Source organism: Paludisphaera rhizosphaerae, assembly GCF_011065895.1.
Lineage (GTDB): Bacteria > Planctomycetota > Planctomycetia > Isosphaerales > Isosphaeraceae > Paludisphaera > Paludisphaera rhizosphaerae.
The window spans coordinates 543,139-567,759 of sequence record NZ_JAALCR010000001.1; the positions used below are offsets into that span (position 1 = coordinate 543,139).

The 24,621-nt window shown below is 66.3% G+C and carries 25 protein-coding genes; 16 read left to right on the top strand and 9 right to left on the bottom strand.

Annotated elements, in window-relative coordinates:
• Nucleotides 1–746 precede the first annotated feature (746 nt).
• Nucleotides 747–2,261 (top strand): APC family permease, encoded by a 1,515-nt coding sequence (locus G5C50_RS02405; RefSeq protein ID WP_165064278.1) that lies wholly within the window; start codon nt 747–749, stop codon nt 2,259–2,261.
• Here G5C50_RS02405 and G5C50_RS02410 read toward each other — a convergent pair.
• Entirely contained in the window at nt 2,250–3,107 is an 858-nt protein-coding gene (locus tag G5C50_RS02410) for an SDR family oxidoreductase (RefSeq protein WP_165064281.1), read from the bottom strand. The genes G5C50_RS02405 and G5C50_RS02410 overlap by 12 nt on opposite strands.
• Nucleotides 3,108–3,214: 107 nt before the next feature.
• Between G5C50_RS02410 and G5C50_RS02415 the strand changes: the two genes are divergently transcribed.
• Nucleotides 3,215–4,162: a ParB/RepB/Spo0J family partition protein gene (locus G5C50_RS02415; RefSeq protein WP_240906920.1), complete on the top strand. Its 948-nt coding sequence runs from the start codon at nt 3,215–3,217 to the stop codon at nt 4,160–4,162.
• A gap of 3 nt (nt 4,163–4,165) precedes the next feature.
• Here the strand turns inward: G5C50_RS02415 and hemW are convergent, their stop codons facing one another.
• The 3 genes from hemW to G5C50_RS02430 all read right to left on the bottom strand — a co-directional run bounded on the left by hemW (nt 4,166) and on the right by G5C50_RS02430 (nt 6,151).
• Nucleotides 4,166–5,326, bottom strand: a complete 1,161-nt coding sequence (gene hemW, locus G5C50_RS02420; protein WP_165064494.1) for a radical SAM family heme chaperone HemW — start codon at nt 5,324–5,326, stop codon at nt 4,166–4,168.
• Nucleotides 5,327–5,361: 35 nt separating this feature from the next.
• Nucleotides 5,362–5,628 carry a NifU family protein gene (locus G5C50_RS02425; RefSeq protein ID WP_165064284.1) on the bottom strand — a complete coding sequence of 89 codons (267 nt, stop codon included), beginning with the start codon at nt 5,626–5,628 and terminating at the stop codon, nt 5,362–5,364.
• A gap of 160 nt (nt 5,629–5,788) precedes the next feature.
• Nucleotides 5,789–6,151 carry an RNA recognition motif domain-containing protein gene (locus G5C50_RS02430; RefSeq protein WP_407673471.1) on the bottom strand — a complete coding sequence of 121 codons (363 nt, stop codon included), beginning with the start codon at nt 6,149–6,151 and terminating at the stop codon, nt 5,789–5,791.
• Between the two features lie 299 nt (nt 6,152–6,450).
• Here G5C50_RS02430 and G5C50_RS02435 point away from each other — a divergent pair, with 299 nt between their 5' ends.
• Nucleotides 6,451–7,668 (top strand): DUF6807 domain-containing protein, encoded by a 1,218-nt coding sequence (locus tag G5C50_RS02435; protein WP_165064287.1) that lies wholly within the window; start codon nt 6,451–6,453, stop codon nt 7,666–7,668.
• Here G5C50_RS02435 and G5C50_RS02440 read toward each other — a convergent pair.
• From G5C50_RS02440 to G5C50_RS02450, 3 genes are all read right to left on the bottom strand, one after another.
• The gene (locus tag G5C50_RS02440) at nt 7,632–8,249 is read right to left on the bottom strand and encodes a 5-formyltetrahydrofolate cyclo-ligase (protein WP_165064290.1); all 618 of its coding nucleotides are present in this window, start codon (nt 8,247–8,249) and stop codon (nt 7,632–7,634) included. The two genes, G5C50_RS02435 and G5C50_RS02440, sit on opposite strands and share 37 nt — an antisense overlap.
• Before the next feature lie 340 nt (nt 8,250–8,589).
• Nucleotides 8,590–9,363 (bottom strand): UvrB/UvrC motif-containing protein, encoded by a 774-nt coding sequence (locus tag G5C50_RS02445; RefSeq protein WP_165064293.1) that lies wholly within the window; start codon nt 9,361–9,363, stop codon nt 8,590–8,592.
• Nucleotides 9,364–9,551: 188 nt separating this feature from the next.
• Complete coding sequence (locus G5C50_RS02450) at nt 9,552–10,646, bottom strand: DUF4912 domain-containing protein (RefSeq protein ID WP_165064296.1); 1,095 nt, start codon at nt 10,644–10,646, stop codon at nt 9,552–9,554.
• A 656-nt stretch (nt 10,647–11,302) separates the two neighbouring features.
• On the opposite strand from G5C50_RS02450, the gene G5C50_RS02455 reads away from it, so the two are divergent.
• From G5C50_RS02455 to G5C50_RS02510, 12 genes are all read left to right on the top strand, one after another.
• Nucleotides 11,303–11,587 carry an AtpZ/AtpI family protein gene (locus G5C50_RS02455; RefSeq protein WP_165064299.1) on the top strand — a complete coding sequence of 95 codons (285 nt, stop codon included), beginning with the start codon at nt 11,303–11,305 and terminating at the stop codon, nt 11,585–11,587.
• Between the two features lie 60 nt (nt 11,588–11,647).
• On the top strand, nt 11,648–12,463 hold the full coding sequence (atpB, locus tag G5C50_RS02460) for a F0F1 ATP synthase subunit A (RefSeq protein ID WP_165064302.1): 816 nt from the start codon (nt 11,648–11,650) through the stop codon (nt 12,461–12,463).
• 206 nt (nt 12,464–12,669) lie between these two features.
• Nucleotides 12,670–12,963, top strand: coding sequence for an ATP synthase F0 subunit C (atpE, locus tag G5C50_RS02465; RefSeq protein ID WP_165064305.1), 294 nt, complete (start codon nt 12,670–12,672; stop codon nt 12,961–12,963).
• Nucleotides 12,964–13,077: 114 nt separating this feature from the next.
• Nucleotides 13,078–13,812 (top strand): F0F1 ATP synthase subunit B, encoded by a 735-nt coding sequence (gene atpF / locus G5C50_RS02470; RefSeq protein WP_165064309.1) that lies wholly within the window; start codon nt 13,078–13,080, stop codon nt 13,810–13,812.
• Entirely contained in the window at nt 13,809–14,447 is a 639-nt protein-coding gene (gene atpH, locus G5C50_RS02475) for an ATP synthase F1 subunit delta (protein WP_165064312.1), read from the top strand. Before atpF ends, atpH begins: the two co-directional genes overlap by 4 nt.
• Entirely contained in the window at nt 14,404–16,107 is a 1,704-nt protein-coding gene (atpA, locus tag G5C50_RS02480; RefSeq protein WP_165064315.1) for a F0F1 ATP synthase subunit alpha, read from the top strand. Before atpH ends, atpA begins: the two co-directional genes overlap by 44 nt.
• 84 nt (nt 16,108–16,191) lie before the next feature.
• Complete coding sequence (atpG, locus tag G5C50_RS02485; RefSeq protein WP_165064318.1) at nt 16,192–17,091, top strand: ATP synthase F1 subunit gamma; 900 nt, start codon at nt 16,192–16,194, stop codon at nt 17,089–17,091.
• An 84-nt stretch (nt 17,092–17,175) separates the two neighbouring features.
• Nucleotides 17,176–18,615 carry a F0F1 ATP synthase subunit beta gene (gene atpD, locus G5C50_RS02490; RefSeq protein ID WP_165064322.1) on the top strand — a complete coding sequence of 480 codons (1,440 nt, stop codon included), beginning with the start codon at nt 17,176–17,178 and terminating at the stop codon, nt 18,613–18,615.
• A 31-nt stretch (nt 18,616–18,646) separates the two neighbouring features.
• Complete coding sequence (gene atpC, locus G5C50_RS02495; RefSeq protein WP_165064325.1) at nt 18,647–19,084, top strand: ATP synthase F1 subunit epsilon; 438 nt, start codon at nt 18,647–18,649, stop codon at nt 19,082–19,084.
• Between the two features lie 125 nt (nt 19,085–19,209).
• Entirely contained in the window at nt 19,210–19,578 is a 369-nt protein-coding gene (locus tag G5C50_RS02500) for a hypothetical protein (RefSeq protein WP_165064328.1), read from the top strand.
• A 382-nt stretch (nt 19,579–19,960) separates the two neighbouring features.
• Entirely contained in the window at nt 19,961–20,518 is a 558-nt protein-coding gene (locus tag G5C50_RS02505; protein ID WP_165064331.1) for an RNA polymerase sigma factor, read from the top strand.
• Nucleotides 20,505–21,077, top strand: a complete 573-nt coding sequence (locus tag G5C50_RS02510; RefSeq protein WP_165064334.1) for a hypothetical protein — start codon at nt 20,505–20,507, stop codon at nt 21,075–21,077. The genes G5C50_RS02505 and G5C50_RS02510 overlap by 14 nt, the downstream gene beginning before the upstream one ends.
• Before the next feature lie 26 nt (nt 21,078–21,103).
• On the opposite strand, the gene G5C50_RS02515 is transcribed toward G5C50_RS02510, so the two are convergent.
• Complete coding sequence (locus G5C50_RS02515) at nt 21,104–21,994, bottom strand: metallophosphoesterase family protein (RefSeq protein WP_165064337.1); 891 nt, start codon at nt 21,992–21,994, stop codon at nt 21,104–21,106.
• 57 nt (nt 21,995–22,051) lie between these two features.
• Nucleotides 22,052–22,903, bottom strand: a complete 852-nt coding sequence (locus tag G5C50_RS02520; protein ID WP_165064340.1) for a CPBP family intramembrane glutamic endopeptidase — start codon at nt 22,901–22,903, stop codon at nt 22,052–22,054.
• Nucleotides 22,904–23,319: 416 nt separating this feature from the next.
• Here G5C50_RS02520 and G5C50_RS02525 point away from each other — a divergent pair, with 416 nt between their 5' ends.
• Nucleotides 23,320–24,585 (top strand): c-type cytochrome, encoded by a 1,266-nt coding sequence (locus tag G5C50_RS02525; protein WP_165064343.1) that lies wholly within the window; start codon nt 23,320–23,322, stop codon nt 24,583–24,585.
• Nucleotides 24,586–24,621 lie beyond the last annotated feature (36 nt).

A 24,621-nucleotide genomic window follows, 5' to 3' on the forward strand; every position in this document is an offset into this window, starting at 1 on the left:
ACCGCCACGGCTTCCGATGTCCCGAATCCGTGGCGGTCGGCGAACAGCAAGGCAAGCTGTGAGTAAACTCTCTGTAGGGATAACCTCCGCGAGCAGGCTCTTTGACATCTCGGTTGGATTGCCAGGGCGACCGCGCACGAAATACGGGTCGCTGCGAAGCCGCCGTCGGCTGCCGGCACCCCATTCCTCGCCGATCGAAGCCAGCGGCACGTTCGTCGGAAATCGCCATTTGACAACGCGTTACGCCCATACCGCAGGCTTGAATCAAGGGCGATCGAAGCCAAAATCGAAGCCGATCAGCGAGGGGATCGGAGGCCGATGAGGGCTACGAAGGGAGCCAGATCTCGTCAGTCGAAGCGTCCGACAACCCCGACGAGTATCACGGAAAACGAGCGAACGAAGCCACGACGATCTCGGCCGCAACGACTTGATTTCCAAGGCTTTGCAGTCAGATCCGAGCAGAACCCTCGAAGCGATCGAACCCAAAGTCGAGGCTCCCTTTGACTCGATCCGAGCAAACGTTCTCGCCCCAGGTTTGCTGAGCCGCGGGGGCCCATTGGGACGGTCGTCCTCAACTCGCTCCGATGACCTGGGCTCTGACGATCCCGACCATTAGGGCGCTTGCCGAGGGCCGGAGGGCCTGGCACCGGGCTTTCGCGCGGGCTCCCCTTTATGGTGGAATACGTCCTCCCTTGCACCCGGAAGAACGACGCAACGCCCGGGTCTTCGAGCCGAGGAATCGCTGCATGGAAACTCAGACAATCTCGTCCCCTGCGCCCGCGCAGACGCAACCCGTCGTCTTGCCGCGCGTGCTGGGGCCGATCGCCGCGCTCTGCGTGGTGGTCGGGTCGGTCATCGGCTCGGGGATCTTCATCGTGCCGGCCCGCGTGGCGCATGAACTCCCCTTTCTGGGCGGGATCATCGGGATCTGGATCGTCGCGGGAGCCTTCACCACCGCCGGGGCGCTGACGCTCGCCGAGTTGGGGGCGATGATCCCGCAGGCGGGCGGGCCTTACGTCTACCTTCGCGAGGCCTACGGTAAGCTGCCGGCCTTTCTCTTCGGCTGGTCAGAGCTGACCGTTTCCCGCGCCGGGTCGATGGCGACGCTCGCGGCGGCCTTCGCCCGTTACTTCGCCCAGATCTTCCCCGCGCCGGAATCGATCCACGGGGCCGTCTGGCAGGCGATGGCCGCCGTCAGCGCCATCACCATCGTCACCTTCATCAACGTGTTGGGGACGAAGGGGGGCGGCGGGTTGCAGGTGGTCGGCACAGCGCTGAAGGTCGGCGGCGTTCTCACGCTCATCGCCCTGCCGTTCATCGTGGGGGGCGGCAGCGTCCAGAACCTCTCGCCCTGGAGCCTCCCGGCCGACTACAAGGGGAGCCTCTTCTCGGCCGCGATGGTCGCCATGGTCGGCGTCCTCTGGGCCTACGACGGCTGGATGAACGTCACGCCGCTGGCCGAGGAAATCCGAGACCCCGGCCGCAACATCCCGATGGCGATGGTTCTGGGAATGTCCAGCCTCGTCGCGATCTACCTCACGATGACGATCGCCTATCACTACGTCCTGCCGATGGCCGCCGTCTCCGCCGCTCACGATGCCAGTAGCGCGAACATCGCGAACGCGGTCGCCGCCGTCTACTGCAAGACGCTGCTCGGGGCGAACGGCGTTCTTGCGATCTCCGCGTTGGTGATGTGCTCGACCTTCATCTCGCTCAACGGCAACGCTCTGACCGGCCCTCGCTCCTACTTCGCGATGGCCCGCGACGGCCTGTTGCCGGCCTGGTTCGACCGGATCCACCCCCGGTTCCAGACGCCTTCCAACGCGATCATCGCCCAGGCGATCTGGGCGATCACGCTGACCATCGTGGGGACGGCCATGATCCTCGTGCCGCCGCCGACCTCGTCGGGCTGGCTGCCCGACTTCGTCACGTCCGCCTGGACGACCCTCAACCGCAAGCACCTGTACGACATCCTGCTGGACTACGTCATCTTCGGCGCAACGGTCTTCTACATGCTGGCGATCACCAGCGTGTTCGTCCTCCGGAAGACCCGGCCCGACACTCCCCGCCCGTACAAGACCTGGGGCTATCCCTTCACCCCCATGCTCTTCGTGGGCGCCTCGCTGCTGCTCCTGGGCTCGATGCTGGCCAACCATGAGACCCGGATGCAGGCCCTCGGCGGCGGCGTGCTGATCCTCCTGGGCGTGCCGGCGTACTACCTGCTGAGGCGCAAACCGACGCTCGCCGAATCAGCCGGCTGAGCCTCTCGCCATCGCTCGCACGGCCTCCTCGACGGGAGGTCGTTCGAGAGTCGGGAGGAGGGCGGCCAGCCGGGACGTGTCGAGCGAGACGTCGGCCGGGCGAGGCTCCGAGAAGGAGGCCTCGGCCCGGCTGTTGGATCGGACGAGGCTCCCGTCCAGCCCCAGGCCGCGAGCGACCTTCGTCATCAACTCGAACCGGCTGAGACGCTCCGCCCCTCCGACGTGGACGATCCCTCGGAAGTCCGACGCCGCCAGCATCGCCAACGCCCGCGCGGCCGTCGCATAGTCGAGGGGCGTGCGGAACTCGTCGTCGAAGAACGTCTGGGGCGCGCCCGCTCGGAGCTGGCCGACGGCCTTGTCGTAGAAGGTCTCGCGATCGCAGAGCGTCGGGCCGTAAAGCAGGCAGATCCGGGCGACGACGGAATCGGGGGCTTTCAGGGCCTCCAACTCGGCCGCTCGTTTGGTCGCGCCGTAGGCCAGGATCGGCCTCGGCTCGTCGGACTCGGTCGACCAGGGCTTCGTACCGTCGAAGACCATGTCGGTCGAGGTGAAGACCAGGCGTCGTCCCCTTGCCGCGCACCACTCGGAGATCCAGGCGACGGCCTCCACGTTGATCGTCCGCGCCCGGTCGGGATCGCGGCGGCACGTCTCGGCGTCGCTGATGGCTGCGGCGTGCAGGACGACGTCGGCATCGGCCTGATCGAGGCCCCGCGAGACGGCCCCAGGATCCGTCAAGTCGACCGCATGGGAACCCGCCCAGCGGACGACCTCCCAGCCCCGCATGTTCAGAGGATCGCGTAAATACGCGCCGATCCTTCCCGTCGCGCCCGTCAACAGAATCCGCATGGTCCGCGCATCCTCCGAGTGCCTCGAAAAACCTCGCCATTACGTCGCAAGGACGCCTTTTCTCCGACCGATGATAGGCGACGGACACCTCCGAGGAAAACGATCAAGTGACGACGCGCGTCCCTTCACCTGGACCGCCGCGCGACGTGGGAGCGGCCGAGATGGACATCCGCAACGTGGCTCTGGACGACCTGGTCCTCGACCCCGACCTCAACCTGCGCGACCGCCTGGACGACTTCACCGTCGAGCGATACGCCGAGGCGTGGGACCGGCTCCCTCCCATCACCGTCTACGAGGTCGACGAGCGCTGGCTGCTCGCCGACGGCTTCCACCGCCACGCCGCGGCCATCATGCTCGGCAAGCGGACGATCCCGGCCGAGATCCGCCCCGGCTCGTTCAACGAAGCTCTCGACTACGTCTCCAGCGTCAACCTCTTCCACGGCCTCCCGCTCTCACGGACGGAGCGTCGGCGGGCCGTCGAGGTCAAGCTCAAGCTGCACCACGACTGGTCGGACCGTCGCACGGCCGAGGAGCTGGGCGTCTCGCGTGAGCTGGTGGCGAAGATCCGCAAGCAGCTCATCGACGGCCACCAGATCCCCAACAATCCAGGCCGCGTCGGGGCCGACGGCAAGCTCTACACCACGGCCGGTCTGCCCAAGGATCCCAACGAGAACCGTCCGCGCGACAACCTGTCCGGCGGCGCTTCGCCCGAGACCGCCGAACGCGGCCGCCGGAACATGTCGGCGGCCACCGCTCCCTGGGACGAAGAGGCCCCGGCGCGGGCGTCCTCCGGCCCGCCGATCGCCGAGGAGGTCCACTTCGCCGGCGGCGTCGATCCTCGGATCGTCGCCATGCAGGCCCCCGTTGAGGTGGAGGCCCCTTCGATCGACGAGCTGCTCAACGTCATGGCCAAGCAGATCATGGACGTCGTCGGCTGGACCGAGGCCGAGGGCTTCATCGAGAGCTATCGCACCGCCAGCTCCAACGCGCGAGGCGTCTTCCACGCCGCAGTCATCAAGATGGCTGCACGAGCCGATCGGTTGCGACGGGCCTGAGGTTCAAACGACCTCACAAAGGACGCGGTCGGCAAGGAACCGCCCCTCGTGCGTCAACCTCACGCGCCGGCCGTCGTCCTCCAACAGCCCCTCGCCGACGAAGCGGACGATCACCGGACCGAGCAACGTGTCGAGATCGTAGCCCGTCCTCAGCCGGAAGTCGGCGCGATCGATCCCCAGGATCGTCCGTCGCAGCATGAGCATGGCCGTCTCGCGGGCCCGTTCCTCGGGGCCGAGACGCTCGTTCGGCCCGGTCGCCGATTCGCCGGCCTCGATCCGCTTCAGATACGCCTGCATATCCCGGGTGTTGACTGTCCGGGTGCCTTCGACGTACTCCGCAGCGCCCAGGCCGAGGCCCCAGTAGGCGTCGTTCGCCCAGTAGACCAGGTTGTGCCGCGACTCATGCCCGGGCCGAGCGTAGTTCGAGATCTCGTACAGGTGCAATCCGGCCTGTTCGAGTCGGTCCATCACCAACTCGTACATCTCGCGTTCGACGTCCTCCACGACGGGCTCGACCTCGCCGCGCTGGAGTTGCTTCCAGAGGGCCGTCCCCTTCTCGTAAACCAGGCCGTAGCAGGAGAGATGCGAGGGATCGAGCGCGAGCGTCGCATCCAGGTCGGCCTTCCAGTCGTCGATGTTTGAGCCTGGGACGCCGAAGATCAGGTCGAGCGACCATCGTGGGAAGCGGTCGCGGACGATCGCCACCGCGCGGCCGACTTCCTCCGGCGCGTGATTCCGCTCCAATGCGGCGAGCAACCGGGGCTGGAACGACTGGGCGCCCAGGCTGACGCGATTGACGCCGGCCGCCGCCAGGACGTCGGCCTTGGCTGCGTCGAGTGTGCCCGGGTTGGCCTCGACGGTCCACTCACCCCCCTCCGCCAGCGGAAGCCAGTGAGCGACCATCCGGGCGAGCCGCTCGAGGGCCGGCGCCTCCAGACGGGTCGGCGTACCGCCGCCGATGAAGATCGTGTCGACTTCGTGGGGCTCACCGAGCTTGGCGGCCGTCTCACGTTCAAGCGCATCGAGATACCGGTCGGCCAGGTGGTCGGCCCCGGCGAGCGACGCGAAGTCGCAATAGCCGCACTTGTGCGCGCAGAAGGGTATGTGGACGTAGGCCGCCCTCGGCCGGAGCCAGGGAGGTGCCTCATGGGCTGTCGACGACAGCGCGGCGGAAACACCAGGATTGGTTGCGCCGGCGCTCAGGGGATCGCTTCCAGGAACCGGACTTCGGGAACCTCGGCCTTGACGATCTGTTCGACGAACATCGTCGTAACGTGGACCGAGGAGCCGCAGCCCTGGCACGCACCGAGGAGTCGGATCTGAACGATCCCATCCTCATCAATGCTCACGACCTCGACGTCCCCCCCCTCGGCCTGGAGTTCGGGGCGAACGCGCTCATCGACGACGCGCCGGATGTGTTCTAGCCGCCGCTCGCGGACATCGACTGAGGAGGCAGGTGCATTCATTAGATGCGGCTCAAGCAATTCACGACCAAAGGGGCCGCGCCGGCGTGGCGCGTTCCCTTCGACAAAAGTGCCGACGGTGGAGATTGTCGCCTCTCACCGGACCAGGGACGGACCTCTTAGTAGTGTATCCCTGTGCCTGCGGGCCGGCGAGTCTACATCCTCAATAATCGTCGCCGTATCCGCCGCCGCCGCGGTATCCACCACCGCCGCCGCCGCGGTATCCACCGCCGCCGCCACCGCCGCCGCCCGGAGTGCGCGGCCGTGCTTCGTTGACGGTCAAACGACGGCCGTCATGGTCCTGGCCGTCCAACGACTCGATGGCATTCTGCGCCTCGTCGTCGTTGGGCATCTCGACGAAGCCAAAGCCACGGCTTCGGCCGGTTTCCCGATCGCTGAGAACCTGAGCCGAGGAGACCGCACCGAATTGCTCGAAGATTTCCTGAAGCTGTTCTGAAGTCACCGTGTACTTCAGGTTGCCGACGTATAGCCGCTTCGCCATAACAATCGCCCGCAGGCTCTCCACCGATCGACCGAAACAAGCCAGTCATCGCGGCATCTCGGCCCCGTCAGGAAGGCGGAAGCCGTTCTGCATCGCCACTCCAGAATCGGCGGCTGGCCTGTCGGCCGACCCCGGACCCTCGTCGCCTACTCTGAAGCGTCTGGCAATGTATCCGCTCTTTTCAAAGGGTTCAACAAAAAAACCCATGAACCGACTTCCTCGCTGCTCCGACCGTGTCAAGAGGTCTTGGCGCTTGCAAGTCTCCGCGCCTTGCCGCACATTGAACGCTCACCAACCACATCCTCCGACGAGGCTGAAGGGACATGCGACATCCCACCGCAAGACGCATTGCGCAATTCGCTCTGACGGCTCTGGCGTTCCTGACCTGTCCGGTCTGGGCCGTCTCCCAGACGACGCCCCACAGGCTCCGGATCTCCACTCCCGTCCCGGCCGACATCCCCGTGACGCTGGCCGCGCCCGCCGGCCTGTCCCCAGGGCTTTACAGTTTGAAACCGGCCGATGGCCCGGCGATCCCCGCAGTCGTCCTGTCCGAGGGCGAGCATCGCTCACTCACCTTCATCGCCGGGGGAACGTCTAACTCAACGGAATTCACCCTCACGCCAGCCTCGGCCCCGACCAAGCCGGAAGGGGGCGTGTCGATCACGTCGGAAGGCTCGAATCTGAAGATCGACATCAACGGCGCTCCGGTGGCGGTGCACCGAATCGACGGGCCTTACAAGCCGTTCCTCTTCCCATTGCTCGGTCCCTCGGGTCAGCGAATGACTCGCTCGTACCCCATGGAAAAGATCGAGGGCGACGACACGGACCATCCTCACCACGAGTCCTTCTGGTTCACCCACGGCAAGGTCAACGGCATCGACTTCTGGGACGTCAAGAAAGGATTGATCCGTGAGACGGCCCGCAAGATCGAGGCTGCGGGCCCCGTGCTGGGACGGGTCCGAACCCACGACGACTGGATCAGCCCAGACGGCTCCAAGGTCTGCGAGGACGAGCGCGTCCTGACCATCTACAACACCAAGGGCGTGCGCATCCTCGACTTCGATGCGACCCTCAAAGCGACCGACAAACCGGTCGTTATGGGCGAAACGAAGGAAGGGAGCTTCGGTCTACGGGTGGCCTCGTCGATGGACGCCGAGCACAAGGACAAGACGAAGCCGAACGGCCAGATCGTCAACGCCGAAGGCCTCAAGGACGCCGCGGCCTGGGGCAAGCCCTCGGCGTGGGTCGACTACTCCGGACCGATCGACGGCAAGACCGCCGGCATCACGATCCTCAATAGTCCCCGGAGCTTCCGCTACCCCACGACCTGGCACGTCCGGACATATGGCCTCTTCGCCGCGAATCCGTTCGGAGGTCCCGACTTCAAGACCCCTGGATATGGGGAATACACCATCGCGCCAGGCCAGTCGATCCGGTTCGCATATCGCGTGATCCTTCACGACGGCGCAGGCGACCCCGCCGACATCGCCCGCTGGTTCGCTCTCTACGCCGAGCCGCCGGCCGCCTCCTGGGGCGAGTGAGGCCGGACCAGGATACGAGTCGCCGTGACCACCCCATTCAGGGGTGCGTCATGGGGCTCGACGGGAAGCGCGTCGAGGATCTGGACGTCGAACGCCGCGGCCCAGACCTCGACGCCCTTTCGGAGTTTCGGCAGAAGGCGGTCGTAATGCCCCGCTCCTCGGCCGACTCGGTTACAGCGCGCATCGAAGGCGACGCCCGGCGCAAGGACCCACTCAATCGACTCGGGGGCGATGTCCGGCGCGTCAGGTCGAGGTTCGGGAATCCCGAGCGTCCCCGCGCGCAGATCGACCGCCGGGTCGCTGATCGCGTGCAGTACCATCCCTCTTGAGGCACGATCGACCCGCGGGCAGACCAGTCGCTTACCGGACTTCAAGGCGTCCGAAAGCAAAGGGGCCGTATCGATCTCTTCCGGGAAGGCCTTGATATAGAGGAGAACGCTCTCAGCCGCCTGATACGACGGAATCTCGATCACCCTATCCAGGATGCGCCGCTCCTGCTCGGCCCGATCTGATTCGCTCAGGTTCAGGACGGCGGAGATCGTCTCGACTCTTAGACGTCGTTTCTCAGGCGTCGTGGGCATGCGACCGCTCTGGGGCCGTCGGCCCAGAAAAAAAATGAGCCCGTGACTCCCCATCGAAATGGGGGGACACGGGCGGAAGACCTCCACCGCAATGCCGTTGAGGCGCTTTTGAGAACCCGCAGTTCAGGTGGGAGCCGCAGACCTTCGAGAAGACTAGCTCCAAGAGGCCGATTTGGGATCCCTACGGGTTAAACGTTGGTTCGCCAAAAGGACCGCCCCGTGTCGAACATGGCAGAGGCTCGTCCAGCCGAAGCCGGACTCCCGGATACTAGCCGATGAGGCCGGAGAAATCAAGGAAAACCGGCCCTCGCTATGAACGCCCGAACATGTTTCTTTTAACTCAGCCTGGGGCCTGGCGTTCGGCGTTTTGGTGCTCGGTCAGGCGACGGATTTCGTCGCGGATCCGGGCGGCCTCTTCGTAGCTCTCGTGGGCGATGGCTTCGCGCAGTTCGTCCTCGAGTCGAACGAGCGGGCCCTTGGGTCGATCCCGGTCGACGTCGGCCCGCCAGCGGAGCAGGAAGTTCAACTCGGAGCAGTCGGCCTCGCGGTCGGCCTGATTATACTCGCCGAGGAAGTCTCGGATTCGGCGGATTCCCTCGTCGATCCGGTCAAGCGCCGCCCCGACGTCGCTTCTCCCCAGTTCCTTGAGAGCGCGGGCGCGCGTGTTCATCATGGTGACGTAGGGACGATACTGATCGAACTCGATCTTGTCGCGGTTCCTCTCCGCATGGCGCGAGACGAAGGCGAAAAGGCGCAGGTTCCGCTCCGTGTCCCGAGCCACCATGTCGTAGAGCTGCAGGTGAAAGGCGGAGAGATAGCGGTGGTAATACTGCAGGCCTTCGCGCATCAAGGCCGCACAGTCGGACGGCTCGACAGTGAACTCGTCGCCGGCGTCGAGAGCCTCCTGGCGGCGGTTCTCGAAGTGCTCGAGCAGCGATTCGACTCCGAACGGCCGACGACCGTCGGGTCGGCCCTCGCATTCCATCTGGAGCACGCCCAGGTCGACGCGCATCTGGATCTTGTCGCGGCCGTCGTCGCCGGTGATGAGGCGGACCTGCAGATCGTCGGGATGGAAATCCCAGTCCGCCAGAACTCCGGTGATATCAAAACTCAAGACGACTCCCCCCGCCCCGCCGCCGGGGCCCTCAGCGCGGCGACGCCTTCCGGGGTCGCCTCAAATCAATTCATATCACTCTACGGCCGGCCACCCGCGCCGGCAACCGCCGCGCAAACGATCGCCCGCGGTCAACGCCCGAAAAGGCGACGACCGCGGGCGATGGTATTGGAGGCCGACGACGCGGATTAGATCTCGTTGCCGTCGTGGATCATCGGCTCAAGTTCCTTGGTGTTGCGTTCGACGGCCAGGACGATCGTCCGCTCTTCCACGCCGTCGGCGCTGGCGGCGACAGCCGGGATGATCTGCCGCGAGTCGGGCAGGCTGAAGCGGACGGTGAAGGTGCCGTCGGGACGCAACTGCACAGGCTCGCCCTGAAGCGTGACCTGAGCGTTGGGCTCCGTAGTCCCGTAAACGATCAACTCCGCGTCGATCTCGAAGTGGAACCGACGGCCCAGCCCCGGCAGGGCGCCAAGCGACAGGTTCTGCATCGAGAGGCTCGACAGGGGCCGTCGCAGCCGCTCTTCAAAGAGGTCGTTGAGGTCGATCGAGCTTGAGGAATTCTGCTTGGCCGCGTGGAGCGTCGACGGGTTCTGGACCCGCTCGAACTGCTGCTGAACGCTGGCCCAGTTCTCCTCAAGCGCGTCGGTGACGCCGGCTTTGGGGGTGGTCACGATGTTCGAGCGGGCCAGCACGTAGAACTTGCCCCGCCGCGAGAGGTAGCCGACGTCGATCCGGTAGGACCGCGGGGGCTTGACCACGTCGATGTACCAGTTGTTGACGCCGCCGTGGATCGGGATGTCGCGGACGTGACGCTCAGTCGCGTTCGTCGTGTCCTCGCTGGTGACGTCCATCAGGCGGAGGATCGGTTGGGCGCTGTGCCATTCTTGCCCCAGGGCGGCCTGGGCGCGGGCCAACGTCGTCCGGCTCAACTCCCAGTGGGCGTGAAGCCAGTACGGGTCGCGGGCCAGGACGATGATCCGATCTTTCTGCGAGGCGTGGTCGAGAGTGTGAGAGACCGGAGCCGCAACCGGCGTGGCGGTCGGACGACGGACGGCGACGGGAGCAACCGGCGCCGGGGCGGCGGCCGCCGGCCGCTTCACGTTCTTGGGCGCCCGAGGAGCCGGTCGGTCCTTCTTGGCGCGAGCGGCGGCCGGACGGGCTGCCGACAAGGCCCGGATCAACTGGTCCTTCCGCATCGCGTGCCACCCGGCGATGCCCCGCTCCTTGGCCATTTGCGACAGGTGCTTCTTGTTACAGTCCTTGAGCGCGTCGACGGTCATTCGGGGCCACTCCAGCGCCTGGGACGCGGCGGACGCGTTCAGGCGGACGACGGTTGCGGGATTCTTCCGTGAGTGGACCGATCCGGAAAACTCCCTGTGTCCCGGATGAGGCTGGTCGAAAGCAAGCCGCCATGAATGGGATGGTCGCGAAAGGGACGCGTCGAGGACGAAAAAAAAACGGCCGTCGACCCATGCGGGCCGAGACCGTTATGCATTCATCCAGATTCGATTCGTCAAGTGCCAACGCGACGTCATCTCGGTTCCCCCTCGAATCTTCTGCCGGGGAGGTCGGGCAACCTTCGTTGCGACGACCGATTCGGTGCTCGCCATGATCGGGGATACCACATTGACACAAACACTGTCAATTCCGATTTCCTCAGGGCGCGGCCAGATACGACCGGCCTTCTCGCCTGGCGAAAGTAGGAGGGTTCGGCGGGCCCAACTCCATCCCCGGGGCCGCCGAGGCGACTTCGTGAAAAATTTCCCAAACTGGCCCTCCGGGTGATTGACAGGGGGCCTTTCGTACTGCTTAATGGTACCTGCGTGCGACACGTTCCCCCCGGACGTCCATCGGACCACCCCCGCCCCGCGCATCGGCCTGACGGCTGACGGGTTCGAGGTGCGTCCCATCCTCGCTTCGGCGACCGGAGACGGACGTGGACCACGACGAGGACTCGAGATCGGCGGTTTCGGTGGGTATGGCGTGGGGGACGCGCGTGACGGCCGTCGCCCTGGAGTTCGCCGTCCCCGGGGCCCTCGGTTACGCTCTGGACCTCTGGTTGGGTACGTCCCCCGGCTTCACTCTCGGGGGGGCGATCCTCGGCCTGGCGATGGGGATGTATCACGTCCTCCAACTGCCCGCCGAGATGGCGCGAGCCCAACAGAATCGCCGCAGCCCGACGATGGACGGCGGCCCCGAACAAGACAAACACAGGCCTTAAGCGTCGATCGACGTCCCAGGTTCGCCCCGGCCGGATCACGAAAGAAGACCCGACCCCACCATGGCAGCACACGACCCCCTCGCCCACGTCGTCGACCATCCCACCCTGGAACTCCCATGGCCTGTCGGACCGACGTACCAGCTTGAGCTCCACCTGCCGAACATCCTGGGGTTCCAGATCACCCGATTCATGGTGATGGAACTCATCGCGGCCGGGCTGGCCCTGGCGGTCCTGATCCCGACGGTGCGGCACATGCGCCGCAACGCCGTCACCAAGGGGGGGTTCTTCAACGCGATCGAGGCGATCCTCCTGTTCATCCGCGATCAGGTGGCCCGTCCGGCGATCGGTGGCCATGGGGCCGACAAGTTTCTGCCCTACCTTTGGACGGCCTTCTTCTTCGTGCTCTTCAGCAACCTGCTGGGAATGTTCCCGGGGTTCGCCTCGTCGACGGGGAACATCAACGTCACGGCGGTCCTGGCGCTCTCGACGCTGGGGGTCGTGGCCTGGGCGGGGATTCAGGAGTATGGGGTCGCGGGCTTCTTCAAGAACCTCGTGCCCCACGTGGACGTTCCTAAGCCGCTGAACTACTTCTTCTGGCCTCTCATGTTCGTCATCGAGCTGATGGGCCTTCTGATCAAGCACCTGGTCCTGGCGGTGCGACTCTTCGCCAACATGTTCGCCGGCCACGTCGTCCTCGCGGTGATCCTGGGATTCATCGTGGCGGCGCAGGGCTGGCTGTTCTATCTTGTCGCCCCGGCCAGCGTCGCGGGCGTCGTGGCGCTCAGCCTGCTGGAGTTGTTCGTCGCCTTCTTGCAGGCCTACGTCTTCACGTTCCTCTCGGCGATCTTCATCGGCTCGGCAGTGCACTCGCACTGACCTGACCGCCGGGGCCCGAGAGGCCCGCTCCGGGCGCGTCGCGGCCGCCCGGCGGGGACTGAGACCGAATCGTCCGCGAATGTCCGTCGAAGGGGGACGCCGACGAGGGAGCGTCCGACGTCGATCCGACGGATCGAGACGTCGGCGGTCCCTAGGAAAGTCCTCCGCTCTCCGCAGTCGTCACCAACTAGTCACCCGAGGGTTCGATGAAACTGATCAAGTTCGGCGTTGTCGCTTTCGCCATGCTGCTCATGAGCCAGGGGGCCGCCGAGGCCCAGACCACCGAAGTCGCGGTCAAGGCCGTCGACTACCGCCCGATCGGCGCCGGCCTCATCATCATCGGCGCCGGCGTTGGCATCGGCATGCTGGCCAAGGCCGCCGTCGAGAGCATGGCCCGACAGCCGGAGATCGCCGGCAACATCCAGGGCGCCATGATCATCGCCGCGGCCCTCATCGAAGGCGCCACGTTCTTCGCGCTGCTGCTGCAGCTCATCAGCTGAATCCCTCCGGACCGGTCCGCGCTCCCTCGGGGCGCGGGCCGGCGCGGGATCGCCCACGACCCCGCAGTCGACGGCCCGACCCGTTCCCGATCCGTGAACCTGAGAACCATTCCCATGCTCCGCTTCCTGAAGTCCGCCCTGGGGTCCGGACTGGTCGCGACGGCCGCGGCGGCCCTCCTCGCCCCGCAAGCCTCCGCGATCGAGGAGCCCCCGGCGGCCCACGCGGCTCCGGCCCAGGCCGCGGCGCACGCCCCCGCAGCCCCGGCTAGCTCCGTCGCTGCGGCTCCGGCCCACGCCGCAACGGCCCCGGCCCACGAAGAAGAACACAAGGCCAACCCGATGGAGCCCCAGATGGGGCTGGCCATCTGGACGGTCGTCGTTTTCGGCTGCCTCTTCGCTCTCCTCAGCAAGTACGCCTGGGGGCCGCTGACCGAGGCCCTCCACAGCCGCGAGGAACATCTGGAGCACACGCTGCACCAGACCGAGAAGGCCCGCAACGACGCCGAGCTGCTCCTGGCCGAACACCGCAAGCTCATGGCTGAGTCCGACGACAAGGTCCGCGACCTGCTGTACCAGGCCCAGCGCAAGGCTGAGACCCGCGCCACGGAGATCCTCCGCCAGGCCCAGTCCGACGCCGACGCCTCCCGCGACCGCGCCCAGCGCGAGATCGCCGCGGCCCGCGACCAGGCCCTGGCCGACATCTGGACCCGCACGGCGGACGTCGCCGTCACGGTCGCCGGCCGCGCCCTGTCGCGTGAGCTGAGCGACAACGAGCGCAGCCGCCTGCTCGACGAGGCGATCCGCGATCTGCCGGCCGCCCCGGCGAAATCGGGAGGCGCCTCCGCATGACGACCCAGAGCCCCCCCGAGCGGTCCCGACGGCCCCTCTCCGAAGACGAGGCCGAGGCCGCCCACTCCTACGCCTCGGCCCTCCTCGGCGCCGCCGGCGGGGACGACGCGGTCGCCTCCACGCTTGAGGACCTCGACGCCTTCCGCGCCGAGGTGCTCGACGCCAACCCGAAGTTCTCCGACGTCCTCGCCTCCCCCAAGATCCCGACGTCCGACAAGGACCGGATCCTCGTGGACCTGTGCGAGGGGCGCGTCCAGGACGTCACGCTCCGCTTCCTCCGCGTCCTCAACCGCCACGGCCGACTCGGCCTGGCCGCCGCCGTCGCCGAAGAGGCCCGCCGGCTTTGGGACCGTCGCCGGGGACGAGTCGCCGTCAAGGTCCGCACAGCAGCCCCCCTCGACCCGGCCCAGACCGAGGCGCTCCGCGCCAAGCTCGCCGGCCTGACTCAGGGAGGCGAACCCGTCCTCAACGTCGTCACGGACCCCGACCTTATCGGCGGCCTCGTCGTCCAGATCGGCGACGTGGTCCTCGACGCCTCGGTGCGAAACCGTCTTGAACAGATACGCCAGCGGCTGATCGAAGGAAAGACGCATGAAATTCAGAAGCGAAGAGATCAGTTCAGTCATCCAGCGTGAAATCGAGCGGTTCTCCCCCGAGGTCACCCGGACGGAAGTCGGCACGGTTCTCGAAGTCGGCGACGGCATCGCGCGCGTCCACGGCCTCTCCGGCGTCATGGCCGGCGAGATGGTCGCCTTCAAGAACGGCGCCAAGGGCATCGCCCTGAACCTCGAGGAAGCGTCGGTCGGCGTCATCGTCCTCGGCGAGTACACCGCGATCGAGGAAGGGGACGAGGTCGTCGCCACCGGCCAGCTCCTCCGCGTCCCGGTCGGCGACGCCCTGATCGGCCGCGTGGTCGACCCGCTGGGCAACCCGCTCGACGAGGGCGGCCCGATCAGCACCACGCTCAGCCGGGCCATTGAGTCCCCCGCCGCCGGCATCGCCAACCGCCAGCCGGTCGACGAGCCGCTGCAGACCGGGGTCAAGGCCATCGACGCCATGATCCCGATCGGCCGCGGCCAGCGCCAGCTGATCATCGGCGACCGCAAGACGGGCAAGACGGCCATCGCCATCGACACGATCCTCAACCAGAAGGGGACCGGCGTCATCTGCGTGTACGTGGCGATCGCTCAGAAGGAGTCGACGACCGCCGGTCTGGTCGACATCCTTCGCCGCCACGGTGCCATGGACTACACGATCGTCGTCGCCTCCGGCGCCAGCGATCCGGCCCCGCTCCAGTACATCGCCCCGTACGCCGGCTGCGCCATGGCCGAGTACTTCATGTACGAGCAGGGCAAGCCGACTCTGTGCATCTACGACGACCTCTCGAAGCAGGCCGTGGCCTACCGCGAGGTCTCGCTGCTGCTCCGTCGTCCTCCCGGCCGTGAAGCCTACCCGGGCGACATCTTCTACGCTCACTCCCGCCTCCTCGAGCGTTCGGCCAAGCTGGCGAACAGGTACGTCATCGTCCCCGAGTCGACCAAGGCCGCGGACGCGACCGAAGACAAGGGCGTGAACAAGAAGGTCTACGTCGGCGTCCCCGGCGCCGAGGAAGCCGCCCACGACCTCAAAGAGAAGTTCCCGACCGGCCACAAGGTCGCCAAGACGCCCACCTCGGGCGGCTCGATGACCGCGCTGCCGATCATCGAGACGCTTGAAGGCGAGGTCTCGGCCTACATTCCGACGAACGTGATCTCGATCACGGACGGCCAGATCTACCTTCAGCCGGACCTCTTCTTCGCGGGCGTGCGGCCGGCTATCGACGTCGGCATCAGCGTCTCCCGCGTGGGCGGCAAGGCTCAGATCGGCGCCATGCGTAAGGTCTCCGGCGGTCTCCGCCTCGACCTCGCGGCCTTCCGCGAGCTTGAAGCGTTCGCCCAGCTCGGCACCGACCTGGACAAGGCGACGCAGGCCCAGCTTGACCGCGGCTACCGCATGGTCGAGCTGCTCAAGCAGCCGCAGTACCGCCCGCTCTCGGCCATCGATCAGGCCATGAGCATCTTCGCCGCCTCGGCCGGAGCGCTCGACGACATCGCGGTTCGCGAAGTTCAGCGCTTCGAGCAGGAGTTCCTCGAGTTCGTCCACACCGAGCGGAAGAAGCTCGTCGACGACCTGACCCGCGAGCAGAAGCTGACCGACCCGATCGTCGCCGACTTGAAGGCCGCCATCAAGGACTTCAAGTCGAAGTTCAAGCACGCCGGCCTGACCGCTCCGGCGGCCGTCGCGGCCAAGTCCTGATTTCCGTAACCGGCCGGCCGCCGACGCCGCTCCTCCCGGGGCGGCGTCGGCCGAGCCGCCGAGCGAATCCCAAGAGAACTCACGATGGCCAAGGCCCGCGCGATCATCAAACGCCGCAAGGCGGTCGACAACATCCGGAAGATCACCCGGACGATGGAACTCATCGCCACCGCCCGGTTCCGCAAGGCGATGGACCGGGCCGTCGAGGCCGAGGCCTACACCCGCAAGATCGCCGAGATGGCCGCCGACCTGGGCGACTCGTCCACCACCGTCTCCCACCCGCTCCTCCAGAAGCGGCCCGTCGCCAACGCCCTGCTGCTGGTCCTGTCCAGCAACCGAGGCCTCGCCGGCGGCTACAACGGCAACGTCCTCCGCGCCGGCATCCGCGACTACCAGGACCTCCAGGCCGAAGGCGCCGGGGTCACGGTCGAGGTCTCCGGCAAGCGCGGGGTGAACTTCTGGAAGTACCGCAAGCTCCCCATGACCTCCACGTACTTCCATTTCGAGGACAAGCCGGCCTTCCACGAGGTCGAGGTCCTGGCGAACAAGTACATGGCGATGTTCCTGGAAGGGAAGATCGACCGCCTGGACGTCGCCTACACCAAGTTCATCAACACGGCCCGCCAGGAGGCCGTCGTCGAGACCCTGCTGCCGATCGTCCAGGAGGCCCCGGCCGAGGATTCGACGAAGGCGAAGGACAAGTCGGCCGGCATCGAGCGCAAGCGGGCTCCCTACGAGTTCCTGCCTGACGCCGCGGGAATCCTCGAAGAGATGGTGCCCGTCTCCTTCAAGGTCCGGCTGTTCAAGTGCTTCCTGGACGCCGCCGTGAGCGAGCAGATCGCCCGGATGGTGGCCATGAAGGGAGCCTCGCAGAACGCCGACGACCTGTCGAAGACCCTGACCCGCCAGTACAACCGGGCGCGCCAGTCTCAGATCACCGGCGACCTGGCCGACATCGTCGGGGCCGCCATCGCGCTGCAGTGACCGCCGCCGGCCTCCGGCTTGCCAACCAACACACATAAGAAGATCCACGCGTCCCAGGCGCTTGAAGACGAGGAATCCCGCGATATGGCGACTGCAACGAGGACCGGAAGAATCGCCCAGGTGATCGGCTCGACCTTCGACGCCGAGTTCGACGAGGGCGATCTGCCGAACATTTACAACGCCCTGAAGATCGACACCCAGGAGAAGGGGGTCGAGATTCACCTGACCGGCGAGGTTCAGCAGCACCTTGGCGGCAACCGGGTCCGCTGCGTGGCCCTGGGCTCGACCGACGGCCTGGTCCGTGGCATGCCGGTCCTCGACACCGGCGCCCCGGTGAGCGTCCCGGTCGGCAAGGAATCGCTGGGCCGCGTCTTCAACCTGCTGGGTCAGCCGATCGACGGCCGCGGCGACGTCCACGCTCCGGAGAGCTGGCCGATCCACCGCGACCCGCCCTCGTTCGACCAGCTCTCCCCGAAGACCGAGCTGTTCGAGACCGGCATCAAGGTCGTCGACCTGCTGACGCCGTTCGTCCGCGGCGGCAAGATCGGCCTGTTCGGCGGCGCCGGGCTGGGCAAGACGGTCATCCTTCAGGAGATGATCTCGCGTATCGCGTCGGTCCACAGCGGCTATTCCGTCTTCGCCGGCGTCGGCGAGCGGACCCGCGAGGGGAACGACCTCTGGCTCGAAATGCAGGAAACGAAGGTCGGCAGCACGGGCAAGTCGGTCATCGACAGCACCGTGATGTGCTTCGGCCAGATGAACGAGCCCCCGGGCGCCCGCCTCCGCGTCGCCCTGACGGCCCTCACGATGGCCGAATGGTTCCGCGACGCCACCGGCGCCGACACCCTGCTGTTCATCGACAACATCTTCCGGTTCAGCCAGGCCGGCTCTGAGGTCTCCGCCCTCCTCGGCCGTATGCCGTCGAACGTCGGCTACCAGCCGACGCTGGCCACGGAGATGGGCGCCCTCCAGGAGCGGATCACCTCCACCAAGAAGGGTGCCATCACGTCGGTGCAGGCCGTGTACGTCCCCGCCGACGACCTCACGGACCCGGCTCCGGCCACGACCTTCGGCTTCCTCGACGCCTTCATCGTGCTCTCGCGGTCGATCTCCGAGAAGGGCATCTACCCGGCCATCGACCCGCTGGCGTCCAGCTCCCGCATCCTCGACCCGCAGTACGTCGGTCAGGAGCACTACGACGTCGCCCAGCGCGTCCTGCGAATCCTCCAGCGCTACAAGGAACTCCGCGACATCATCGCGATCCTCGGCGTCGACGAGCTTTCCGAAGACGACAAGCTGATCGTCCATCGCGCCCGCCGAATCGAGCGCTTCCTGTCGCAGCCGTTCTTCGTCGCCGAAGTCTTCCTCAACAAGCCGGGCGAGTACACCAAGCTGCCGGACACGATCCGCAGCTTCAAGGAGATCTGCGACGGCAAGTGGGATCACCTGCCGGAGTCGGCCTTCATGTACGTCGGCCCCATCGAGCAGGCCGAGGAACAGGCCAAGAAGATGGGCGCGATCTGACCGGACACCAGCCCGAGAGGGAGCCCCCATCATGGCCCACAAAACCCTCGCCGACGCAGAAGTCGCCGCCCCCCCGGGGACGCTCCTGTGCCAGGTGATCACTCCTGAGAAAACCGTCTTCGCCAAGACCGTCGACTTCGTCGCGCTCCCCCTGTACGACGGGGAACTCGGCGTCTTCCCCAGCCGTGCGCCGATGCTCGGTCGGCTGGGATACGGCGAGCTTCGCGTGAAGATCGGCGGAACGACGGAATCGTACTTCGTGGACGGCGGGTTCGCCCAGGTCCGCGACAACGTCGTCACCGTCCTGACCAACCGCGCTCTGGCGCCCTCCGCCATCGAAATGAACGGCACGGCGGCGAAGCTCGACGAAGCCCTGAAGCGTCCCGCCGTCACAGACGCCGAGGTCGCCGAGAAGACCAAGGAAGTCGCTCGCCTCCGTGCGATGATTCACGTCAGCCAGAAGAGCTGAGCTTTTCCCCCAAATGCCCAAGCCGGGGCCGGACGGTCGTCGCGACGACGCGTCCGGTCCCGATTTTGCTTATAATACCTCTTCCAACGCTCCCCCCAACGCTCCCGGCCCTGGAGGCCACCTCGATGACCGACCACGACCACCCCCACGACGAATCCTGCGGCTGCGGGCACGACCACGAGCACGACGACGAAATGGTTGAGATCGTCTACTCGGCCAAGGAAGACGTCCTGGAGAAGCTGGGCATCTCCGCCGAAGAATTCGCCGAGGCGCTCGACAAGGCCATCGACGGCCTCGAAGAGCTGGCCATGCGTGAGGACGTCAAGGATGAAGACATCCCGGCCATGGAAGACCTCGTCCTGACCATCAAGGGGAAGGACTACCCGCTCCACGAACTGGCCGACATCTCCTTCGAAGGCGAATTCGACGAGGAAGAGTTCGACGACGAAGAGGAGTTCGACGAGGAAGAGGCCGAGGAAGTCCAGGAAGACTGAGCCACGCCTCCCCTTCGACATTTGGGTCGGATTGGGTCCGTTCGCAACTGAGCGAACGGACCCTTTGCATTTGTAGAGTGTTTACCTGCAAGACATTGCATCGATCTCTTCCTGCCCAACGATTGGCTTCCTTCGACTCATTTCTCATGACGTTTCTAGGCTGCTCGGCGTCTCGCCTCGCGTCGGACAGACTCGAATCACGCCTCGTGAATCAAACCGCCTATATCAACCATACCTCCAGGGCGGGAATTCTGTTCCGCTCGATCAGCCACGACCTTCGGGTCATATCGCCTCCTGTCCGGTCCTCTTTTTTGACCGCGCGATGAACCGAACCGCCCCTTCACCCGACTCTGTTCTGCGAGAGTCGTTCAAAGGGGAAATCATGGATCGGAATCTCACAGACCTATCGCTGGCCTTGCTGGTCGTCCGCTGCCAACGCGGGGAACGCTCCGCCTTCGAGGAGTTGATCGCGGCCTGCGAGCGTCGGCTGTTCGTCTACATTCGCAAGCTTGTCGGCGATGAGGAGGCGTCGTGGAACCTGCTCCAAGACGTCTGGCTTCGCCTCTTCCGTGGGCTGCCATCAATCCGTGATCCTCGCCGATTCCGGGTGTGGATCTACCAGGTGGCAAGAAACACCGCCATGGACCACCTACGCCATCGTTACGGGCAACCTGCCGCGCTCGTTGACGATCCTCCGGTCGACGGCCCGGATCCGTTGGAGCGCTGCGATGACATCGAACTGGTGCATCACGGTCTCTCGCGGTTGTGCCTGGCCGATCGTGACGCCCTGACTCTCTTCTTTCTGGACGACCTCAGCATCGAAGAAACGGCCGAGGTACTCGGCATCCCGCCGGGCACGGTCAAGTCACGCCTCTTCAAGGCCAAGCGCGCGCTCCGCGCCGTGATCGAACAAGAAGGAGCCTCCCATGACCAACGCTGACGAGATCCGACCGGACTTCATCGACTTCGAACCGGAGACCCCTGAGCTGCGGCGCAGGTACGACGCCCTCAAGAAAGCTCGCCTCGGCGAGGGCTGGCTCCTCGGGCGTAGGACCCGATACATCCTGGTGGGCGCCGCCGGCCTGATCGGCTTCGTCGTCGCCGGCTCCCTGAGCATCACGGAACCGGTCACGACCCCTCTCGCGACAAGGGCCCTGCTGGCCCTCCTCGCCTTCCTTGGACTCGGGTGGATGGTTTTCGCCACCTGGATGCTGGCGAGACATCGGGGCGATTATCCGGCCGAGCGTGCGATGGCTTTTCAGATCGCTTTGGCCTTTGCCCTCATCGCCACGGTCGGCCTGGGCGCGGCCGCATCGGCCCTCCACAAGGAGGCCGCCGCCGCGCCGATGCTTCTGGCTTCTCTCGGCTTCACTCTGCTCGCGGGATTCGGATTGATCGGAGCCCGAATCCAGCAGGCCGAACTCTCGATCCAGGAACAACTCTTACACCTGGAGCTTCGACTGTCGGGCTCCCCGAACGGCCCCAAACACAGATCATGAAGAGGCTTACGGCGTTATGGTCGGTCTTAGACGACCTCGTAGAATCCATCTCGACACTCAATCGGCCGCGTCGCCCAGCCGTCGTTCGTCCACGCATGATGGACGACCAGGACGTCGGAACCGTCGAGGGTGACCTCCAGAAAGCCAGGCGGGTTGTCGCCTCGACGGTCGACCAGGAGCGGGGCTCCGGCGTTCAGGCAAAGCTGGTTCGGCACGCTGACCGGCGAAAACGCCCAGGCGTGGTGGACGTGGCCGCAGCAGAACAGGTGCGGCCCGATCGTCGCCAGCCATTCACCCAGTTCTCCGGCGTTGTAGAGCCGCTTCCAGTAAAGTTCCTCGCGAAGCTCCCCAGGTGCCTCGACCGGATAGTGACACGCGACGATCAGGCGGTCGATCGATTCCCGGTTCGATTCCCATAGGCTGCGGGCGGCTTCGAGCTGTGCTATCGGCATCCGCCCCCGCGCCGTGATCGCCGGCCGACAGGGGTCGAGGCCCAGGATCGCCGTGCGATTGGCGACGAACCGGAGCCAGGGGAACCGATCGCCCCCCAGGAACGGGCCGAACGCCCGCTCGAAGCGGCGCTCCCCGGCCGCGCCCGGAGTGTAGCGGTCGTGGTTGCCGGGGACGAGGGTCGCCCGGTCGGGGTCGTTGAGAAGCGGAGCGAGCGCCTGGCGGGCGTCGGCGAACTCGGCGGAGAGGGCCGTCGTGGTCAGATCGCCGCTGATGAGAATGTGGTCGGGACGAAGCGACTGGACCCGCGAGACGACCTCGGGGAGCCGCTCCAGGCGGAACCGGTCGGCCCGGCCGAGGAGTAGTTCCGCCATGCCGACCGCCCGCTTGCCCAGAAGTCGAAGCGGATTGAAGGTGAACCGCCAGACGTGGACGTCGGAAAGGTGGACGAGCCGAAAGGCGGCCAAATCAAAGGTCCAGGCGACGAGGACGGAGGCAGGGAGACTGGGCGCCAGCCCGGGCCGTCACCCGTTCCAGCCGACCCAACCGACCAGGACATCGTACGCCGTATGAGTCCCGACTGCGACGCCGAACCCTCGCAGGATGAAGACCCAGGCGAAGAAGACCCCCGCCATCCAGCGGAAAATGAACGCGAACCAGGTGAACGCCTCGCCCGGATTCCCCGCATGGTGAGCCAGCGAGAACAAGAGCGCCGAACCGCTCACCGCCAGGGCGCTGGCAAGGACCTGAGGAGCCTGCAGCCCGCGCAGGAGATAATAGAAGACCGGAACCAGGAGGAGCCGGAAGAGCGCCTCCTCGTACACGCCCGCCCCGAGGAATCCAATGAACTGCTCCGCCGCAGCCGAATCCCCGACCGTCGCTCCGGGAGCAGCCTGCAGCAGCGAGGCCGGCGCCGGGGTCTGCTCCATCAGGTCGAACCCTAGACTCACCAACCGGCTCACCCCGACCAGCGCTACGGCCAGGATGAGGCTCTCCACCACCATTCCCACGATCACCGCCGGCGAGAACTTCCAGCCTTTGGGCTGCATCGCCTGCCAGCCGAGCAGGACCAGGAAGAGCGAGAGCGGCAGCAGCCAGTGGTCGGTCAGGCCGACCGCGGCCAGGCTCTGGCGGATCCAGGCGTCGGCCCCCGTGCGAAGGGTCTGCGACGCCCCGCCCCCCAGCCAGACCACGCCGAATTCATAAGCCAGAACGATCGGCGCGACCAGAATCAGCGAGGGGAGCGGCTTGCGGGTGGTCTTCCAGTAACCGGGAGGCGGATCGTCGATGGGCTCGACGTAAACCAGCCGGCGCAGCCGCTTCTTCCGCGCCTGGCTGCTGGACATCTCGTGGAGGTCGGTGTCCTTGGCGGGCATGAATTCGTCATCCCTCCGGGCGCGCGCCGGTCGTCCGGCCGCGAGAGCGGTCGTGCGTTCGTGAGATCCGAGAAATCCGTCGCGGCCGTATTCTTCGAACCCGTCGAAGAATACGAAATGCCCGTCCGGCTTGTGGGGTTTGCGACGGGCGGCTACGATAACCTTACCATACGGACGAGGCGTCAGCGCGATGACCCGTGGATGGGCCCGAATTTCACCGATCCGGCCCTCCGGTCGCTCGCAGCTCAGCCACTAACGTCGACGTTCGTAGGGCGTCGCCGGCGCACGGTCGGACCGCCCGTCCCCCGCGTCGTCGTTTCGACGCTCAAGCAGTCCCGGCCCCGGATCCCGACCTGTCGGGAGAGCCGACGCCCCCTCGCGGCCCAGCGTCGCGACGAGTCCCTGGAGAAGTTGGCGTGATCGTGCGACGGCGTTCCGTGCTCGGCCTCGGCCTCGCGACCCTCCTCTCGCTTGTGGTTGGATGTTCGGACGCCGACCTTGTCGGCCCGATCGTCTACGAGGAACAGCCCGCCCTCTCTCGTGAGATCGAGGGTAAGGCCCACCTCGCGGACAAGCCCAAGATCCAGGCGAAGGCCCGCGCCGCCCTGACCAAGCTCTACGGCCCCGACCCGAGGGAGATCCACGTCCCCGAAGGTGCGCCGTTGGTCAAGGACGAGAAAGGCCGCGTCGGGACCCTGCTGGCGAACCACGTTCAAACGGCCCAGGGCCGAGAGAAACTCAACCATCCCGGCGGCTACGCCCTCTACCGCCGCAACTGCCTCCACTGCCACGGGGTCACCGGCGCGGGCGACGGCCCGACGGCCCCGTTCGTCTTCCCCGCTCCGCGAGATTTCCGCCAGGGGCTGTTCAAGTTCACGTCGACCCCCAACGGCGCACGTCCCGACCGCGACGACCTTCGGCGAACCATCCGCGACGGCCTTCACGGAACCTCGATGCCCGCCTTCGAGGCGCTCCTGTCGCCCGCGGAGATCGAACAGGTCATCGACTACGTCACCTTCCTGAGCCTTCGCGGCGAGACCGAGTTGGCCTTCATCGAGGAAGGCTTCGTCGGCGACGACACCGATGAAGACGCCCTCGGGGACGACATCGTCGAGGAACTTGTCCAGGGGGTCTTCAGCAAGTGGGAGGACGCCAAGGAATCGGTCGTCGACCCGCCCTCGGAACGGACGCCCTCCTCGCTCGAGAGCATCGTCCGCGGCCGCGATCTGTTCCTGGGTCGGACCAAGGAGAAGCTCGAATGCGCCGGCTGTCACGGCTCGAAGGGGAAAGGCGACGGCCAGAGTTTCGTCGACGTGAAGACCTTCAACAGGGTCGTCTTCGGCGGCGACCCCAGTAAGATGCCCGAGCGCGTGGCCGAGCTGGACGCCCCCACTCGCGATCTCTGGAAGCAGAAGCTGGACGGCTGGGGCAACCCGCTGCGGCCGGCCGATCTTTCGCGGGCTGTGTATAAAGGGGGGCGGCGTCCCATCGACCTTTACTGGCGGATCGCCAAGGGGATCACCGGCGCCCAGATGCCGGCCCACTACCCTGGCGTGAACGAAGCGCAGATCTGGGACCTCGTGAACTTCGTCCTGGCCCTCCCCTACCAGCCCGAGCTGCTCGAGGTCGAGTCGGCCGGCGCGAAGGGGGTGACGGCGGACGCCGGGACGGTTCGACGATGACCGCCGGAGCCGTCGCGGGGGCGGTCGGATTTCGAC

What these genes read in the sequence shown, in the direction of transcription:
- atpC (WP_165064325.1), top strand. Translation starts at nt 18,647, where the DNA reads ATGGCCCACAAAACCCTCGCCGACGCAGAAGTCGCCGCCCCCCCGGGG.
- G5C50_RS02405 (WP_165064278.1), top strand. Translation starts at nt 747, where the DNA reads ATGGAAACTCAGACAATCTCGTCCCCTGCGCCCGCGCAGACGCAACCC.
- G5C50_RS02500 (WP_165064328.1), top strand. Translation starts at nt 19,210, where the DNA reads ATGACCGACCACGACCACCCCCACGACGAATCCTGCGGCTGCGGGCAC.
- G5C50_RS02435 (WP_165064287.1), top strand. Translation starts at nt 6,451, where the DNA reads ATGCGACATCCCACCGCAAGACGCATTGCGCAATTCGCTCTGACGGCT.
- G5C50_RS02440 (WP_165064290.1), bottom strand. Translation starts at nt 8,249, where the DNA reads ATGCCCACGACGCCTGAGAAACGACGTCTAAGAGTCGAGACGATCTCC.
- atpA (WP_165064315.1), top strand. Translation starts at nt 14,404, where the DNA reads ATGAAATTCAGAAGCGAAGAGATCAGTTCAGTCATCCAGCGTGAAATC.
- atpH (WP_165064312.1), top strand. Translation starts at nt 13,809, where the DNA reads ATGACGACCCAGAGCCCCCCCGAGCGGTCCCGACGGCCCCTCTCCGAA.
- atpD (WP_165064322.1), top strand. Translation starts at nt 17,176, where the DNA reads ATGGCGACTGCAACGAGGACCGGAAGAATCGCCCAGGTGATCGGCTCG.
- atpB (WP_165064302.1), top strand. Translation starts at nt 11,648, where the DNA reads ATGGCAGCACACGACCCCCTCGCCCACGTCGTCGACCATCCCACCCTG.
- G5C50_RS02450 (WP_165064296.1), bottom strand. Translation starts at nt 10,646, where the DNA reads ATGACCGTCGACGCGCTCAAGGACTGTAACAAGAAGCACCTGTCGCAA.
- atpE (WP_165064305.1), top strand. Translation starts at nt 12,670, where the DNA reads ATGAAACTGATCAAGTTCGGCGTTGTCGCTTTCGCCATGCTGCTCATG.
- atpG (WP_165064318.1), top strand. Translation starts at nt 16,192, where the DNA reads ATGGCCAAGGCCCGCGCGATCATCAAACGCCGCAAGGCGGTCGACAAC.
- atpF (WP_165064309.1), top strand. Translation starts at nt 13,078, where the DNA reads ATGCTCCGCTTCCTGAAGTCCGCCCTGGGGTCCGGACTGGTCGCGACG.
- G5C50_RS02410 (WP_165064281.1), bottom strand. Translation starts at nt 3,107, where the DNA reads ATGCGGATTCTGTTGACGGGCGCGACGGGAAGGATCGGCGCGTATTTA.
- G5C50_RS02425 (WP_165064284.1), bottom strand. Translation starts at nt 5,628, where the DNA reads ATGAATGCACCTGCCTCCTCAGTCGATGTCCGCGAGCGGCGGCTAGAA.
- G5C50_RS02505 (WP_165064331.1), top strand. Translation starts at nt 19,961, where the DNA reads ATGGATCGGAATCTCACAGACCTATCGCTGGCCTTGCTGGTCGTCCGC.
- G5C50_RS02510 (WP_165064334.1), top strand. Translation starts at nt 20,505, where the DNA reads ATGACCAACGCTGACGAGATCCGACCGGACTTCATCGACTTCGAACCG.
- G5C50_RS02520 (WP_165064340.1), bottom strand. Translation starts at nt 22,903, where the DNA reads ATGCCCGCCAAGGACACCGACCTCCACGAGATGTCCAGCAGCCAGGCG.